Source organism: Leptospira abararensis (genome assembly GCF_016918735.1).
Taxonomy (GTDB): domain Bacteria; phylum Spirochaetota; class Leptospiria; order Leptospirales; family Leptospiraceae; genus Leptospira_A; species Leptospira_A abararensis.
On the sequence record NZ_JAFFPR010000018.1, the window covers coordinates 140,034 to 157,088 of the forward strand.

Here is a 17,055-nt window from a genome sequence, read left to right on the forward strand (position 1 = left end):
ATCAGATTCTGTTTTTACGAAATCCACTAACGAGCAATTAATAGTGCTTATAAAATCACCATTACAAAAATTAAAACTCCAAATAGGACGATGGTGACAAACGCTCCCATTAACATAAATAAGTTGGTGCCTGAACCCTTGGATTCCTGGGCTGGAGCATTTCCCACTTTTTTCTTTTGCCCTTGTGCCGCAGAACTTTTGTTTGCTGTTCCTGCCATCGCTGCTGGTTTTGGAATGGCCACCTTCACTGGATGTTCTTCTATAGAATGAAGTAAGTATTGGTTTGGGCCTTCGGCAAAAATATGGTATTCTGTTTTGTTTCCCGCGATTCCGAGAAATCTCCCCACGACTGGTTCTTTCGAAATTTTTCCTTCTTCATCAATGAGCCCAAGAATTTGTGCATTGGTAAGACCTTCCGGAGTTTCAGTAGGAACACGAAAAAGAATTTCCATCCCTTCCATTAAATTATCAAACTCAACACCGTTGATGGGAGAAATCACTGTTTTCATATTTAATTCTTTAGGAAAGGAAGCTCTGTATTGAGCAATTTGGCGTTCTAAGGATGACAGTTCACCTCTGGCTGGTTCGGTGGAGACCCCTGGAACCGAAGCATCTTGGGCTGATGCTGATTCATCTTCTGGTTTCGGAATGGGTAAAATCACCCCTTTCATTGGATTTTCATAACGAAACTTTGCTGTCGAAAGTTTATCCACTTCTGCTTGGAGTTTGATATTTCTTCCCTTGGTTGCTGCAAGGATTGGCTTTTCTAAAATTTCAGCAATATGGGAAGGATCTTTTTTTTGCCAAAGGGGAAGGAGTTCCTCTAACTTCTCTTTGGTGAAGGCTCTGTGGACAGCGCGACCAATATTTTCGGAAATCGCTGGATCATACCCAGCAGTTTTTCCAATATCACCTAAGTCTGTAGAAATTTGTAAATGATCTGCAAAGGTTCGAATCCGTCGAAATGTGGGAGAAGTTCCTACTACAGCATAAAGTTCCATAATATGTTTCCGAATGGAGGAAACAAGGATAAGAACCATACCGTTCAAACTGTCCAAGTCGATTTTAACTTTCACAAGATAACCGTCTGTAATTTTACCTTGTAAAACTTCCTTGGCTTGTTCGTCCGTAAATACGGCTTCTCTTGTCAGGCCGATTAGGTCTGCTTGTCGTTTGAGTTGGTCTGCTTTTGAACTTAATTCGGACATTATTCTACAAACAATTGTTCGTGTGTTTCAGAGGATTTTGGAATCCCACTGAGAGGTACTTCCACACGCGCTACTGTTTCCTTTTTCCTTTCTGATGAATATATAGAGAGTAAACGACGGTCAAAACCTGATTGAGACAACAATATTTCTACCATTGTGATACCCATTCCTGCTCCTTCCGTACTGTCGCCATGTTCCATAAAGAACTCGAATAGATTATCATACTTTTTGGCATTAATAAACTTTTCTTTTACTCGTTCGGCCTCAATTGGCAATAATGGAAAATTATTTCTGATTTCTAGGTCAATTTTATCCTTTTGGTAGATACAAGTGATCTTAACAAAGAGCCCAGACTCCCGCATTTTCTTTTTATAAGCAGGGAACTTTCTTTCATTGAGACTAGACTTAAAAAGTTTCATCCCCTCTTCATAATCCTGTAAGTTCTGGATATTGAGTTTGAGTTCTCCGAAGATGATTCGTTTGATTGCGGCCTTTGTGGAATTGACAATGAGTTCCTTGGCAGCCGTATAAAATAACTCCATCAAATCTTCACGACCAACAGAACCTAAAATTCGAAAAAGAATGTATTTAAGTTTGGCCTCACCAATATCCCCCAGCACGTACGTGATCATAGAAACCTTCTTCCCTAACGCCACGGCGCGATCCACAGACGTGCAGAACTCAGAGCTTAGTTGGATCTCTTGGTACATACCGGTAAACTGAAAAAATTTGCCAACATGTAGGGGATTTGTCTAGCGATTTATAATTTCTTCAGTTGTTTGCCTAGGATTTCCATCACTCCACTGAGATTTGGTTTGCATGATTGGATTCGGTTCTTCAGTTTCTCATCAATATTAGGGATTTTCCCTTCATGGAAGGCAAGTTTGAATTCAGTGAACTTCAGTCCATTCGCTGTGGAGATCACAACCACCGATTCACCCTTTTTGATTACTCCCGATTCCACCGATTTCAATAGAGCGGCAAGAGCCACTCCCGTGTGCGGATCATTGTAAAGTCCATAAAGATCCCCGCGAGCTGCTGCATTTGCCAACTCTTCTTCCGTTGCCACTTCCACAACTCCATTGAATTTTTTTAAGACACGAATTGCTTTTTTGACGGAGACTGGATCACCGATTTGGATCGCAGAGGCTAAAGTTTTTTCTGCGGTCACAGGAGAGAAGTCCGCAAAACCTTTCTTAAACGATTCATAGAGTGGACTTGCATTTTTTGCCTGGGCTAAAATAATTCTTGGGTACTTATCGATAAGTCCGAGCTCATACATCATTTCAAATCCCATTCCAAGCGCAGAAACATTTCCTAAGTTTCCACCAGGTATAACAACCCAATCGGGAACCTTCCAACCTAACTGTTGTGTGATTTCTACAGAAATTATTTTTTGTCCTTCGATTCGTAAAGAATTCATGGAGTTGGCAAGATAAATTGATTTTTCTTTAGTGAGTTCTTTTACCACCGCCATACAACCATCAAAGTCTGTCTCCAGTGCTAAAACTAAGGCCCCATTGGAAACAGGTTGGATGAGTTGAGCCGTTGATACTTTGTTTGCTGGTAATAGGATGATCGATGGAATTCCTGCTTTGGCTGCATATGAAGCGAGAGCGGCAGAAGTATCTCCCGTAGATGCACAAGCAACCGCTTGGATGGGAACCCCATCAGCGATCATTTGTTTGACTTGGCTCACAAGAACCGTCATGCCTAAATCTTTAAAAGAACCGGTATGGGATACACCACATTGTTTGACATGAAGGCTTGTTAGTCCCAAATCCATAGCAAAACGAGAAGCATCGTACAAGTGGCTTGTCCCTTCTCCCGAAGTGATGATATTTTCATCACTGATGCCTGGAAGTACCCATTCCTTTTTCCCCCAAACACCGGAGGCATTGGGAAATTGGCTAGAACGGAACCTGGATTCAAATTCCGATTTCCATTCAGACGCGGAAACTTGTTTCAAACTGTCTATATCATGTTCAACATTTAAAAGTTCCCCGCAGGATTCGCAGGAATAAATCACTTGGTGGAGAGGGTAGGTTTTGCGACAAGAGTCATTGGTGCAACGAAACTGTGCTCGGAATTGATATTTTGTAAGTGACATAGACTTCTCTAGGCTTCAGATTTACGGAAAGTTCCTTTTCCATTCTGGAGAAAGGGGAAAAATGCACGAATGATTTTTATCGTTTTTTGATGGATATGGAAACAGAAACTAAAGTCTCTAGGTGGTGGGTAAAATTCAAACGTTATACCCGTCGGAGCCTTCTGATTTTTCTCTTTCTCTGTTTTCTGCTATTTGTGCGCATTTTTTTATTCCAAATCTATTCCATTCAGGGAAATTCCATGTATCCGACCTTAGAACATGGGTCGATCGTCTTCGTATGGAAGGGGGGATTTGCCATTTCTGCCAAATTCTTTGGAACGGAACTTCTATACACGGATCCAAAAATCGATAAATTGGACTTAGTGCTTTTTGTGAGCCAGGAAGAGGAACTTGTCGTCAAACGAGTGATAGGTTTACCGGGTGAATTTTATTCCATTGAAGCCGGACGAGTTCTGATTGATTCTACCGAGCTGTTAGAAAACTATCTTCCCAAGGGTACTTACACAAGCGAACCAAGTACTTCCATTTTTTTAAACCGTCATAACTCACCCTTTCTTGCTATGGACAAACAAGGTAGAATTCCTCCGGGTTATTATCTTCTTCTTGGTGACAACAGACAGTATTCAACGGATTCCCGTTCGTTTGGACTCGTACCTGTAGAAAAAATCAAAGGCAAAGTAATCTTCTATTTTTAACAATGACCGAATACAAACAACGTTTTAAGTATATCATTCTATTTATACTCTCTTTGTTCGTGATCCTACTCTTTCGTGTTGTTTTTCTCACTTATTTTAATGATAATATCATCAACTTAAAGTCGAGTAAGTATGTCCAACGCGGAACTATCTATGATAGACGCGGGATTGAACTGGCGATCTCACGCGAGTCGGCTACAGTTGGAATCGATCCCACTAACATCTATGATCCAGAACTTACTGCGCAGGAACTTGGCCCCATTCTTGGAATCACACCAAACAAACTGATTGAAACCATCAGAGACAAACAAAACTACTTTTTGTTAAAAAGAGAAATCGAACTTACCAAAGCAGAAAAAATCAAAGCATTGGCACTTCCCGGTGTTCGTGTGGAAAAAGAGTACAAACGAATTTATCCACAAGGAAGTTTGGCCGCAAGCCTTCTTGGTTTTACAGGTTACGATGATGACAAAGCCCTTTCAGGACTTGAGATGTTATTCAATTTGGAACTCTTATCCACACCCGATGCAGAGTCTAGCAAAGGAAACAACGTCCATCTAACCATTGATAGTATCATTCAATACCGATTAGAAAAGTCTCTGCAGAAAGCTTTTATCCAAACGGCTTCTAAAAGAGGCATCGGAATGATTATGGATACAGAAACTGGGAAAATTTTGGCGATGGCCTCTTTTCCCAATTTTGATCCCAATCATTTCCAAGACTTTCCTTTGGAATCTCATTCCAATTGGTCCATTCGTCATATCTATGAACCGGGATCGACAATGAAAATCTTCATTGCCCTGATGTTACTGAATGAAGGTAAAATCCTGCCAGGAGAAAGGTTTCATTGTCCGGGTTATATTGAAATTGGAAAAACCACCATTCGTTGTACAGACAATCATGGCCATGTCAATTTGGATGAAATTTTACAATACTCTTGTAACGTAGGAATCATCAAAGCTGCTCAAAAAATTGATGAAGCGACATACTACAGTTATATGGATAAATTTAAATTTGGAAAACGAACTAATTTTTCCATCCATGAAGCAAAAGGATACCTCCCTCCACTAAACAAATGGAATAAAAGTACACCTTACTTTTTATCGATTGGCCAAGGTTTATCTGTCACACCGATCCAACTCATCACTGCGGCCGCCGCTGTTGTGAATGGTGGGATTTTATTTGAACCCTCTGTCGTTTCGCAAATCACCAATTCATATGGGGAACTCGTTCATGAATTTTCCATAAAACAAGAGTTACTTGGTATTAGAGAGGGTGCTGCCAAAAAAACCTTAAATGCCATGAGTAAGGCCGTTTCGCAAGGAACGGGAAAAAAAGCTTATTTAGAGAACTACTTTATCGCAGGAAAAACAGGAACTTCACAAAAAGCAAAAGCGGGAGCAGGATACCAAGCAGGTTTATTTACCGCTAGTTTTCTTGGATTTTTCCCAGCAGAAAAACCTAAGTATGTGGGCCTTATTGTTTTTGATGAACCTGGTGGGGATGCCCATACAGGTGGTGGGATTGCAGCACCTGTCTTTCGTGAGGTGGTAGAAAGTATCATTCCCATTGTAGAAAAAAGTGAAAAGGCATTAGTTTACCGATTAAAGGGAGAAAGAAATAAAATCTATAAATTGGATCCTAAGGTGATGCCGGATCTGAGTGGATTCACTGCTTCTGAAACCATTCAAATTTTAAAACAACTCAAAGCAGAATACAAACTGGAAGGTTCTGGATTTGTCAAATCACAAGACCCGAAAGCGGGAACTTCGCTTTCTCCCAATGCCGCGATTAAAATTGTTTTGGAACCGTAAGTGAACGAATCTTTCTTAGAAAAAAATCTAGCGGCCGTCCCATCAAAATTGGCAGAGGTTGTGCGTCAAAAAAAAGGAACCCTCGGTCTCTTGGATTCCAATTCAGAATCTATAGAAACCAATTTTTCTTACGAACTGACCAAATCCAAAACAGGAGATCCTACTTTAGAATTGGATGGTGTGTGGATTCATAGTCGTTTTGATCCTAAAAAAGAAGCAGAACGTTTTGCCACCGAACTTCCCCATGACGGAACTGAGCGCATTTATCTATTGTTTGGTGCCGGTTTAGGATATATTCTTCCATATTTGATAAACAAAGAGAAAGTCACAATCATTTGGATGGAACCCTATCCTTTTTTTATTTGGGAAGCATTCCAAATCTTTGATTTTTCCAAACCACTGTTAGATGGAAAATTAATCCTTATCACTGGTGATGGAATGGAGGACCAACTCACCGAAGCTGTGAAAGGAAAAGGAACCCATCCTATTAGTTTTGTTCCTCACCGTGGTTCTTGGCAATGGAAAGAAGCCGAATACCAGAGATTGAAATATACCGCCGAACAAATGTTTCACAAAAAAGATGTGAACCTTGCCACTCTCACTCGTTTTGAAAAAATTTGGGCAAAGAACATTTGTTATAACCTCCCTGAGTTATCCCAGTTTCGACCTGTCTCGGACCTTTTTGGAATCGCCAGTGGGATCTCCATTGTTGTCGCTTGCGCTGGCCCTAGTCTTTCCGAGTCCATACCCGACCTTGTCGCCTACAGAAATCAATTTTTACTTTTAGCTGTGGACACGGCTCTTCCTATCCTTACTTCCTTTGGAGTAGAACCTGATTTAATTTTTTCTGTCGATCCGCAAGCGCTCAACAGCCAATACCTAGAGGATTATTCTGGAGAAGCCATTTTGGTCTTTGATCCAACTTCTACTTACTTAAGCCTACGATTGGATAAAGGGCCAAACAAAGGTTTTGTGACCTCGTCCCCGTTTCCACTCATTCGGTTATTGGAAAAAACAGGATCTTCTGAGATTGGTTCTGTTCCCTTTGGTGGATCTGTTTCTACCAATGCCGCAAGCCTTGCTACGCTTATGGGTGCGAAGTCTGTCTATTTAGTCGGACAGGATTTGAGTTTTACCAAAGGCCTTGCCCATTCGAAAGGGGCAGTTCTCGAAGAACGATTGAACTATTTAGAAACTAGAAAGTTTCGCAGAGAAAAACACAACTACAAACAACTCTTTGCTTTACCGAGGAAAAAAGTTATAGGGAATTTAGAAGAAACCTATATCACCAATGAGAAGATGTTGATCTTTAAAAAATGGTTTGAAGACCATGCCAAAGAAAATCCTTGGACCAATTTAACTAAGTTTGGTGCTAAACTCGAAGGAATTCCCCACTCCGAATTTGGAAATGAATTTTCGAATGATGAAAGTGAAGTAAAAAACCAAACTCATTTAGTTCAGTCAGTTCGAAACCAAATTCATTCCCAACTGAAAAAAGAAGAATCTTTTTTCGATAAAACAGGATTGGTTTCAGAGATTCTTTCCACCACAGAATCTTTATCAGAATTTGTTATCACTGTAAAACGAGGACTTGTTGTGTCCGAAAGGATTTATAACCAAATCAAACGAAACCAAATCAATCCTAAAACTTTTTCAGAAGATATCAAACAAATGGACTCCATTGATGAACAAGTCTCTGGAAAAAAAGGTTTGAATGAAATTTTGAGTTTAGGAATCCAAAGGGTGATCTTAACCATCACGGAAGGATATGATGATCATTTGAGTTTAGAAGAAAAAGAAAATACCCAACTCGGTGTAGCTAAAAAGTCACTTCTTTTGTACGAAGGGTTGTACGAATCCGTTCGGTCCACCAAACGGATGCTCACTAAATCTTTATATAGATTACAATAGGCTATTCGGTTAAAGATAGAACAGTAAAATCAACACGTCTATTTTTGATCCGACCGGCTTCTGTGGAATTGGATTCAATTTCCGCCGTTTCACCAAACCCACGATAGTCGAGCTGTTTAACACTTACACCATTTTTTACTAATTCATCATATACAAACTTAGCACGTTCATCTGATAGAATTTTGTTTTCATCCATCTCACCAATAAAACAAGTATGTCCTTTGACTCGAACACGAATTCCTGGATAGGATTTCAAAGCTTCTGCTAAAGTAACAATTTTGTCTGCTGCGGCTTCTTCTGTCTGCATACTTTGCTTGATAAAACGAATTTGAAGGTCATTGATGTAGCGAATCGCTCTAGCTTGGGATTCAAATTGGTCGGAAGCTTTTCCTTCTGTTAGGGCCACTCGCTCCAAAGACCGAGTTCCAACATCTCCCGAAATATTAGAATTTTGATTTGTGTTTTCAGAAATATTAGAACTTCGATTGCAACTGCGAATTCCAAAAATAATTAAAACAATAAAGAATATAAGAATCAATGTAAGTAAGATGATTCTTCCTAAACGATTTTGTTTGGGAGTGATTTGAAATTTATTCAAGGCTACCAATTCATTGTATTCTGGAGTTGGAGCCACTTCGTCACGTGAACTATCATCACTTTCAAAGGTTTCATAGTACGGAGTGAAACCTTCAGTGGAAGATTTTGCAGAACGAGAGGAATTACGCTTTGCCGTGGTTTCTTTTTTAGAGGATGCCTTATTTGTTGCTTTTTTCTTCGCAGCAGGAACAGAAATCTTTGCTGCCCACTTGCGAATTTCCGAGCGAAGGTATTCATCGGCCTCTGGGCTAAATTTAAAATTATCTCGAATGTATTTTACAGTCCGCTTTTCAACTTCCGTATAGTCCCCACCATCTTTAATGGCATCAAAAAGGGTCTTTGCAATATTTTTGCCAATAGGAGCTTTGCTACGTTTGGTGGCTTTCTCAGCGATTTCTAACAATTCATTATCATATTGTTTACCACTTATGGTACGGTAATAACTATCTGCCACGTGAAAGCTCCTTTGTAATCATATCGACAGATCAGGCCAATCTATCCATTCTTTTCTTCGACTTAGGTGTTGAATCCGTCCAGAAATTGGTTATTTTTGATCTTATACTGTAAAGAACCGCGGCTAATTCCAAGAAGTTTGGCTGCTTCTTCCTGTGTGGATACTCGCTGGAATGCCTCTTTGATCCAGATGGCCTCCAATCTTTCTATGGCAATGTTGAGTGATAGATTTTCCGAAGGAGAGAGAATCTCCGTCCCCACTGCAAAACTTTGCACTTTTGAAGTTGATTCGGTTTCTCGTTTCCCATCCTGCAGGAAGGAATGTGGCTCCAAAACGGTTTCGGGTGGAACAAGAACCGCATACTGGATCACACTTTGTAATTGCCTAACATTTCCACTCCAAGGCATTCCTGTCAGTGCCTTCAAAGCCTCTCTCGAAAAAGTTTTATTCCTTCCGTATTGTTTGTTGTATTGGTATAAAAAATGGTGAGCAAGAAGTGGAACGTCCCCTCTTCGTTCGCGTAACGGAGGCATGCGCAACGGAACTTCCGCTAAGCGATAATACAAATCCATAGAAAAAGTTTCTTTCTGGATATCTTCTAATAAATCCCGTTTGCTTCCGGTAAAAATTCGAATGTTCAGAACCTCATCCTTCTTTTTTATAGAGGGGTTCGGCATCGTTTTATCTCGTAAGGTTTGGAAAAGTCTTGTTTGTAAATTTGATGGTAAATCTCCAATGGATTCAACGTATAGGGATCCCCCATTGGCTTGTTCTAATTTTCCGGGATTGAATATCTTGCCACTGGAAACACCAAAAAGTTCTGCTTCCAATAGTTCGTAACTAAGACCGGAACAATCTACAGTAAGAAATGGACCATTTTTTCTTTGAGATATATAATGTAAGGCCTTAGCGATTAATTTTTTTCCAGAACCCTCTTCCCCAATGATCATCACCGATGTATCTGAGGGACCCACTTGCCTGATCCTATGTTTTAAAAAAAGTATGCTCGGGTCATACCCTAAAATTTCTTCAACCGGATCTTCTTCTCTTTTAGATTTTTCAAAAGCTTCTTTGGCAATCCGTTCTTCTAGTATAACAATTGTCAACTGAGATGCAAATAGTGTGGCTTGGTTGATAATATCAGATGAGAAAAAATTCACTTTATCCGACTCTAGGTTGAGGACTCCAATAGTAGAATCTCTAGTGACCAGTGGAATCGCAAGCTCCGAACGAACGGTTTCGATGAGTTTTACATAATCTTTGTCTAAAGTGACATCGGGAACATAGATAATTTCTCTGGTGGAGGCAGCACGACCAGTTACACCCAAGTTAAACGGAAGTTTGGCAGCAATTTTTTTTTCCCAATCCATCCCTTTGGCGGCAACAATGGTAAGGACTTTTTCTTCCTGGTCCATAATGGAAATACTACCGGTAGAGGCTCCAAACAGAGTCAGAGTCATGTCCAAAATGAAATTCAAGCGATCCGTAATATTCGGAAGTTGTTGAATTTCCTTTTGGATCTTCCTTAAAGTACCGGAAATATCCTGTTTTACAGACATGGGATTATACTTTTGCGTTTGCCTTTTGGTTTGTCAGGTATTTTAAGTAGGCAATAATAAAATCTTCTAAATCCCCATCCATCACAGCATGAACGTTTCCTGTTTCGAAATCAGTTCGATGGTCTTTTACCAAATTGTAAGGATGGAACACATAACTTCGAATTTGTGATCCCCAAGAAATATCTCTCTTTTCACCGGCTTTTTTAGCATTTTCTTCTTCGGCCTTTTGTTTTTCCATCTCATACAAACGAGCACGAAGCATCTTCATAGCCGTATCACGGTTTTTGATTTGGGATCTTTCCATTTGGCAAGAAACAACAACCCCCGTAGGAATGTGTGTGATTCGCACAGCAGAGTCTGTCGTGTTTACGTGCTGTCCCCCTGCCCCTGAAGATCTATACACATCCACTCGGAGGTCTTTTTCTTCAATGTTCACTTGGATATCATCGTCAACTTCTGGTGTTACATACACGGAAGCAAAGGAAGTATGTCTTCGTTTATTGGAATCAAAAGGAGAAATTCGGACGAGTCTATGAACCCCAGACTCACATTTTAAGTATCCAAAAGGATGATCGCCTTGGATGTAAAGCGTGGCGTTTTTGATTCCCGCCGTTTCTCCTGGTTGGTAGTCCACAAGTTCTGCACGGTAACCTTTTTGTTCACAAAACCTTGTGTACATTCGAAGTAACATATCAGCCCAGTCTTGTGATTCTGTTCCGCCCGCTCCTGGATGGATATTGATAAAAGCTGCTTTTCCATCATCTTTACCTGCAAGTGCATCTAACATTTGCAAGTTTTCAAAGGCTTCAAACATTCGATCAAAATCATCGTTTAATGATTTTAATCCAACCTCGCCCATCTCTTCGGAAGTGAGTTCAATCAAATCAGGAAAATCGAATAGTTCCTTTTTTAATTCCAACCAAGGATCTAACTTTAGTTGTAACTCGTTTCGTTTTTGAGTGACAGTTTTTGCTTGGTCAGGTGAGTCCCATAATTTTGGATCGTTTGCTTTTTCAATGAGTGAATTTAACCTGTCATAGTCTTCTTGGAAGTTTTGAGCCGTCCAATAGGTTTGAAAGGATTCCATCATTTCGGATGTTTGTTTTTTTAAGTCTTTGAGTGATCTATCCATAATAGTAAAACCGAAATAGAAGTTTAAAATAAAGAATCTTTACGAAGTCTTTCCACTTCCCACTGAAAGGTGGTTTCTCTGAGTTGAGGTGTATTTCCTTCCACAGTTCCTACAAGAGAATAACTCGATTCTTTTCCATAGGTGTCAGGCAAACGTTTGAGTATAAACTTACCTGACTTAATGAGTTCAATGATATGAAGCAAAAAAGGATCTTTTTCCTTTCGACTCATCTCTTCCATCGAATAATAAAAAGTAGAAAGCCCTTTATAGAACCAATCGATACATTCGTTTTTACCACGAGGCCAAATTTGTTCCAATCGAATTTCCGATTCTTGGACGAGTGACTTGCCAAGAAATGGTTTTTGTAATACCCGGCACTGCGAATAAATTTCAAAATTTAAATCTCGATCTCCCCCTTTTTCAAAATCCACACCGATCCAACGAATCCAGGATTTTTTTTCTTTGATGGATAAGGCAGGAATCAGTGCAAACAAATACCCTTGGTCCTTAAAGATTCTTTCATGGGCCAAATGTTCCAAAATTTCCATAGGAATCATGTAATGACCCTTCGTCCATTCCACCACATAAGGAATGGATTCTAACAAAAGGTATTCCGGTGGTGTTTCTGAACGAATGATATCACCAAACTGAGTGAGAATAAAAATAAAAGATAATAACTCCTGACGACTGAGCCCGGAAAGAACACTCACAGAACCACTTAAATTCTGGAGGGCCCTACGAATCATAAGATGTTGTTGGAGTTGGGTTTGGTTTTCAGACAAAATGATCCCTAGATGTTTTTCAAAATTGCGAAGGTTTGTACGTTCACAATTTTTAAAATTTCCAGAGATACTAAATGGCACTAGAGAGCTCTCCTACCTATGTCTTTTCTGTAAAACGTATCGGGTGCTTTGATTTTTGCGAGGAACGTATAACAATCACTAATGGCATCTTTTAAAGTGGTCCCAAAGGAAGTGATTCCGAGAATCCTTCCCCCATTTGCCAAAATTTGATTCTCTTGGCGTTTGGTCCCTGCATGATAGACAACCACATTCCCTTCGTTTGGTGGAATCTCCAAAGACATTCCTTTTTCTGGCGAATCGGGATATCCTTTGGCTGCAAGGACAACGATGGCAGAAGATCCTTCTTTCAATTTTAAGTTTCTTTCCGGAAGATTGCCAATCGCCGATGCATAAAAAATTGGCAATATATCTTCATCTAAGAGACGAAGTACACACTGGGTTTCTGGATCCCCAAATCGACAATTGAATTCCACGACATTGGGAATTCCTTCTTTGGTAATCATCAGGCCGACGTACAAAAGTCCTTTGTAAGGATGGCCAGATAATCGAAAATCATCTAACATTGGTTCGATGATTTGTTCTTTCACTTTCGAAAGAACAGAATCAGTAACAATCGGTGCGGGGGCATAGGCTCCCATTCCGCCAGTGTTCGGCCCAATGTCTCCGTCATAGGCACGTTTATGGTCTTGGGCCGCAGGCAGGCACATATACCTTTCCCCATCGGTGATCACAAATAAAGATGCTTCTTCCCCTTCTAAAAAGGATTCAATCACGACTTTATTGCCACTTTCCCCAAACTTTGATTCTAAAAAGATTTCATCTAATGCCTGTTTGACTTCTTTGATCTCAAAGGCAACAGTGACCCCTTTTCCTGCAGCAAGTCCATCCGCTTTGACCACCAAAGGTAAGATCTCTTTTTGGGCATAACTCCAGGCTGTTTCATGATCCGTAAAAACGGCAAAGGACGCAGTGGGAACTTTGGCTCGTTTCATCATTTCTTTTGCGAAATGTTTACTCCCCTCCACTTGCGCACAGTATGCGGAAGGCCCAAAACAAGGAAGGTTGATTTCCGCACACCAATCAGAAAGACCATTCACAAGAGGATCTTCTGGGCCAACCACAACGAGGTTTGTTCCCGATGATTTTATATAATGAATAAATTTAGATTTATCGGTGATTGAAATCTCTGAAGGATCAATAAGTACCTCTTTCGAAAATCCACCATTCCCTGGAAATACCCGAAGGGATTCCAAGGAATTTGATTTTGAGATGGCATCGGCTAACGCGTGCTCTCTTCCGCCACTTCCAATGAGTAAAACTTTAAATTTATGTTCCAATTTTTTCTAAAGCCCTTACCGTGCTATCTAGTTTCTCTTTCCAAGTATTGTACTTTTCTCTTTCTTTTTCTACAACATCTGGTTTTGCTTTTTCTAAGAAGGCTGGATTGTTGATTTTATTTTCCAACTTTTCCATTTCTAATTGGATTTGTTTTTTCTCTTTTTCCAATCGTTGTTTTTCTTTTTCAAAATCAAAAATACCTTCTAATGGAAGAATAATTTCTCCAATCGAAAATGCCCCTACAGAATCAGTATTTTTTGCTTCATACGAATCGATAAATTCCAAACTCTCTGCTTTCGAAAGTTGAAGGATGGATTTAATTTCTCTTTCCATCATCGCCTTTAGTTCGTTATGGTTACACTTGAGAATCACCTTACATTTTTTCTCAGGTTTGACCCCGAGTTCGGCACGCATATTGCGAATCTTTGTAATGATCTCACGAACAAGCTCCATCCGAACCACTGCTGGTGCGGAATCAGAAACCCCATAGGTTTTTGGAAAATCTGTTTTGGCTAGTTCGGTTGTTTCCAGTAAAGAGTGAATCTCTTCTGTGATAAAAGGCATAAAGGGATGCAAAAGCCCGAGTGATTTTTTTAATACACTGATAAGAACTAGTCGTGCTTTCTCTTGTGATTCGGGAGTTACATTTCCATACACACGAGCCTTCGTTAATTCCAAATACCAATCACAAAAAGATCCCCAAACAAAATCATAAATGGAATTGGCCATCTCAAAAAAATGGTAATCCGAGTAAGCCTTTTCGTAACGAGATAACATCCGATCAAATTCATTTAGAATCCAAAGGTCAGTGTCTTCTAAGGTACTAATCTCTGGTTCTTTGGCTGTGAACTCTTCCGGTAGGTTCATAAAAATAAACCGACTCGAATTCCAAATTTTATTACAGAAGGAACGATAACCATCTAACCTAGATTCGTCGAAAAGGATGTCTTTTCCTTCCGGTAACACGGCCGCGAGAAAAAATCGGAACGAATCCGTTCCGTATTTACTCATCATATCCAATGGATCGACTACGTTCCCAAGAGACTTACTGAACTTCTTCCCGTCTTTATCCCGAACCAGGCCATGGATGAGAACTTTCTGAAAAGGTACATCATCCATAAATTTCAGACCGTTCATAATCATCCGCGCCACCCAGAAGAAAATAATATCAAAGCCGGTGACTAAAACCGATGTTGGATAGTATTTTTTAAGTTCTTCGGAATTCTCAGGCCAACCAAATACAGTGAATGGCCAAAGTCCCGAAGAAAACCAAGTATCGAGAACATCTTCATCTTGTTTGATGGTCTCTCTTGTAACAGAAATTCCTTTTTTAGAAAAGAGTGATACGGCTTCCTCAATGGATTCAGCGACCACCATATCCCCGTTTGGTGCATAGTATGCAGGGATTCGATGTCCCCACCAAAGTTGGCGAGAAATACACCAATCACGTATGTTTTCCATCCATTCAAAGTAAGTTTTTTCCCACATCTTGGGTTGGAACTGCACCTTTCCCGATTTTACCACTTCGATTGCAGGTTTCGCTAATGATTCAATTTTTACAAACCACTGGGTCGATAACAGCGGTTCAATGACAGCCCCACCCCTTTGGTTGTGGCCGACACTATGGACATGGGTTTCTATTTTTTCAATATAACCCTTGGTTTCCAACTCTTCCACAACCCGTTTGCGGGCTTCAAACCGGTCAAGTCCATTGTACTTGCCTGCTTGTTCGTTTAGTGTCCCATCCAAATTCATAATATTGATAGGTGTTAATTGCAAACGAAGTCCGGCTTCATAGTCATTGATGTCATGGGCAGGAGTGATTTTGACAAGCCCTGATCCAAATTCTTTGTCCACAAAGGAATCAAATAAAACAGGAATTTCTTTTCCTGCAATCGGGAGAAAAACAAACTTATTTTTTAATGCCGCATAACGCGCATCATCCGGATGAGCACAGACTGCCACGTCACCAAACATCGTTTCGGGCCTTGTGGTCGCCACAACAATGTATTCGTCTTTGGTTAGAGTTTTTGGATCTTTAGATTGGAATTCTGCTATCGGATATTTGATATGATAGAGTTTGCCTTGTTTTTCTTTGTATTCGACTTCAATGTCAGAGATGGCAGTTTTGGTAACTGGGCACCAGTTGATGATTCGTTCCCCACGATAAATCAAACCTTCATCATACAAACTGCGAAACACTTTGATGACTGCTTTGGATAATCCTTCATCAAAGGTAAATCTTTCCCGAGACCAGTCCACGGATTCGCCGAGTAACCGCTGTTGTTTGGCAATCATTCCACCAGAGTGTGCTTTCCATTCCCAAACTTTTTTTATAAATTCTTCGCGGGTGAAATCGGTTCGTGACTTTCCTTCTTTGGCCAGTTCCCGTTCCACAACCACTTGTGTGGCGATTCCTGCGTGATCCATTCCTGGAACCCAAACTACGTTTTTACCTTTTTTACGTTCAATGCGAATGATGATGTCTTGGATGGTATGATTGAGTGCATGCCCAATGTGTAAGTTTCCAGTTACGTTCGGTGGAGGGATGACGATCGAGAATGTTTCTTTGCGAGAGGAATCAGGGGCAAAGGTTTTTTTTTCATCCCAGGTTTCTATCCATTTGGGCTCTACGGATTCGGGATCGTAACGGTCAGGTAGCTGTGATTTCATAGGCTCTTTGGATTTCTTGCACTTTACTATGTTTCGTAAAGAGTTTAGGGGTCAAGGATGAAACAGCAACCATCAGGTTCGCATTGACAGAAAGGGGTGGCAAAAGAATCTGGTTGGCATGAACGCAAAAACAGCAAAAATTCTCGGCAAATACGCAACCTTCAAAGGTGTTTCAGAAAAACAATTGAAACGCGATTGGTTGTCTCTTTCCCATATCGATAAAGATAAAAAAAGACAAGAAATCCTTAAAGAAATCGCTAAAAAATAAGACATGCGGAAGTTTCCTTCCGCTCTTTTTATGGAACGTAAGTTTCGAATTCTTTTCTCTCTCCTACTCTTTGCTTCTTCCCTTGTTAGTCTCACTCACTGCTCCAAACAAAGTGACATAATACTTTCCCAATACGAAGAGAGTTTGGCTATCGCCAAAGACTCCAACCGCAAACTCATTGTGGTTTTCGGGGCCGATTGGTGTCCTGATTGTCGTGCCTTAGATCTTATTTTTCAGGAGCCAGAACCAAAGGCCCTACTCTCTCAGAATTTTATCGTCTTCAAGGTAGATGTGGGTCGCTTCGACAAAAACTTAAGTCTAAATGACAAACTTGGAAATCCCATCCAAAATGGAATTCCAGCTTTGGTTGTCATTGATCCAACAGGAAATATTCTCACCTCGACCAAAGGTGGGGAATTCTCTAACGCCAGTAAGATGACAAAAGAACAAGTTTTAGAATATCTATATCGACTTTAGGAGATGGTTTGTTTTC

General features: G+C 40.3%; 14 protein-coding genes. 5 read left to right on the top strand and 9 right to left on the bottom strand.

What is annotated here, in order from left to right:
• Positions 1–47: 47 nt before the first annotated feature.
• Genes JWG40_RS05480 through thrC form a run of 3 tightly spaced genes read right to left on the bottom strand, consistent with a single transcriptional unit; the run spans position 48 to position 3,318 of the window.
• A complete protein-coding gene (locus JWG40_RS05480) occupies positions 48–1,208 on the bottom strand; it encodes an LIC10486 family protein (protein ID WP_205284844.1) in 1,161 nt (386 codons plus the stop codon).
• Positions 1,208–1,918 (bottom strand): hypothetical protein, encoded by a 711-nt coding sequence (locus JWG40_RS05485; protein WP_205284845.1) that lies wholly within the window; start codon positions 1,916–1,918, stop codon positions 1,208–1,210. The genes JWG40_RS05480 and JWG40_RS05485 overlap by 1 nt, the downstream gene beginning before the upstream one ends.
• 50 nt (positions 1,919–1,968) lie before the next feature.
• Positions 1,969–3,318: a threonine synthase gene (thrC, locus tag JWG40_RS05490; protein WP_205284846.1), complete on the bottom strand. Its 1,350-nt coding sequence runs from the start codon at positions 3,316–3,318 to the stop codon at positions 1,969–1,971.
• A 95-nt stretch (positions 3,319–3,413) separates the two neighbouring features.
• On the opposite strand from thrC, the gene lepB reads away from it, so the two are divergent.
• From lepB to JWG40_RS05505, 3 genes are read left to right on the top strand one after another with little or no spacing between them, the layout of a single operon-like run.
• Positions 3,414–4,013: a signal peptidase I gene (gene lepB, locus JWG40_RS05495; RefSeq protein ID WP_232369190.1), complete on the top strand. Its 600-nt coding sequence runs from the start codon at positions 3,414–3,416 to the stop codon at positions 4,011–4,013.
• Between the two features lie 2 nt (positions 4,014–4,015).
• Positions 4,016–5,827, top strand: a complete 1,812-nt coding sequence (locus JWG40_RS05500; RefSeq protein ID WP_205284848.1) for a penicillin-binding protein — start codon at positions 4,016–4,018, stop codon at positions 5,825–5,827.
• On the top strand, positions 5,828–7,738 hold the full coding sequence (locus JWG40_RS05505; RefSeq protein WP_205284849.1) for a motility associated factor glycosyltransferase family protein: 1,911 nt from the start codon (positions 5,828–5,830) through the stop codon (positions 7,736–7,738). It abuts the gene before it with no gap.
• Between the two features lies 1 nt (position 7,739).
• On the opposite strand, the gene JWG40_RS05510 is transcribed toward JWG40_RS05505, so the two are convergent.
• The 6 genes from JWG40_RS05510 to JWG40_RS05535 form a co-directional block, all read right to left on the bottom strand.
• Positions 7,740–8,789 (bottom strand): OmpA family protein, encoded by a 1,050-nt coding sequence (locus JWG40_RS05510; RefSeq protein WP_205284850.1) that lies wholly within the window; start codon positions 8,787–8,789, stop codon positions 7,740–7,742.
• A 62-nt stretch (positions 8,790–8,851) separates the two neighbouring features.
• Complete coding sequence (locus tag JWG40_RS05515; RefSeq protein WP_205284851.1) at positions 8,852–10,348, bottom strand: sigma 54-interacting transcriptional regulator; 1,497 nt, start codon at positions 10,346–10,348, stop codon at positions 8,852–8,854.
• A gap of 4 nt (positions 10,349–10,352) precedes the next feature.
• On the bottom strand, positions 10,353–11,480 hold the full coding sequence (prfB, locus tag JWG40_RS05520) for a peptide chain release factor 2 (protein ID WP_205284852.1): 1,128 nt from the start codon (positions 11,478–11,480) through the stop codon (positions 10,353–10,355).
• A gap of 23 nt (positions 11,481–11,503) precedes the next feature.
• Complete coding sequence (locus JWG40_RS05525) at positions 11,504–12,343, bottom strand: hypothetical protein (protein WP_205284853.1); 840 nt, start codon at positions 12,341–12,343, stop codon at positions 11,504–11,506.
• Entirely contained in the window at positions 12,343–13,620 is a 1,278-nt protein-coding gene (gene purD / locus JWG40_RS05530; RefSeq protein WP_205284854.1) for a phosphoribosylamine--glycine ligase, read from the bottom strand. Before purD ends, JWG40_RS05525 begins: the two co-directional genes overlap by 1 nt.
• Positions 13,610–16,294 carry a valine--tRNA ligase gene (locus tag JWG40_RS05535; protein ID WP_205284855.1) on the bottom strand — a complete coding sequence of 895 codons (2,685 nt, stop codon included), beginning with the start codon at positions 16,292–16,294 and terminating at the stop codon, positions 13,610–13,612. Before JWG40_RS05535 ends, purD begins: the two co-directional genes overlap by 11 nt.
• A gap of 118 nt (positions 16,295–16,412) precedes the next feature.
• On the opposite strand from JWG40_RS05535, the gene JWG40_RS05540 reads away from it, so the two are divergent.
• Together JWG40_RS05540 and JWG40_RS05545 are read left to right on the top strand one after the other, a co-directional pair.
• Positions 16,413–16,562 carry a hypothetical protein gene (locus JWG40_RS05540; RefSeq protein WP_002972862.1) on the top strand — a complete coding sequence of 50 codons (150 nt, stop codon included), beginning with the start codon at positions 16,413–16,415 and terminating at the stop codon, positions 16,560–16,562.
• Positions 16,563–16,565: 3 nt separating this feature from the next.
• Positions 16,566–17,039 (top strand): thioredoxin family protein, encoded by a 474-nt coding sequence (locus JWG40_RS05545; protein WP_205284856.1) that lies wholly within the window; start codon positions 16,566–16,568, stop codon positions 17,037–17,039.
• Positions 17,040–17,055: the final 16 nt, after the last annotated feature.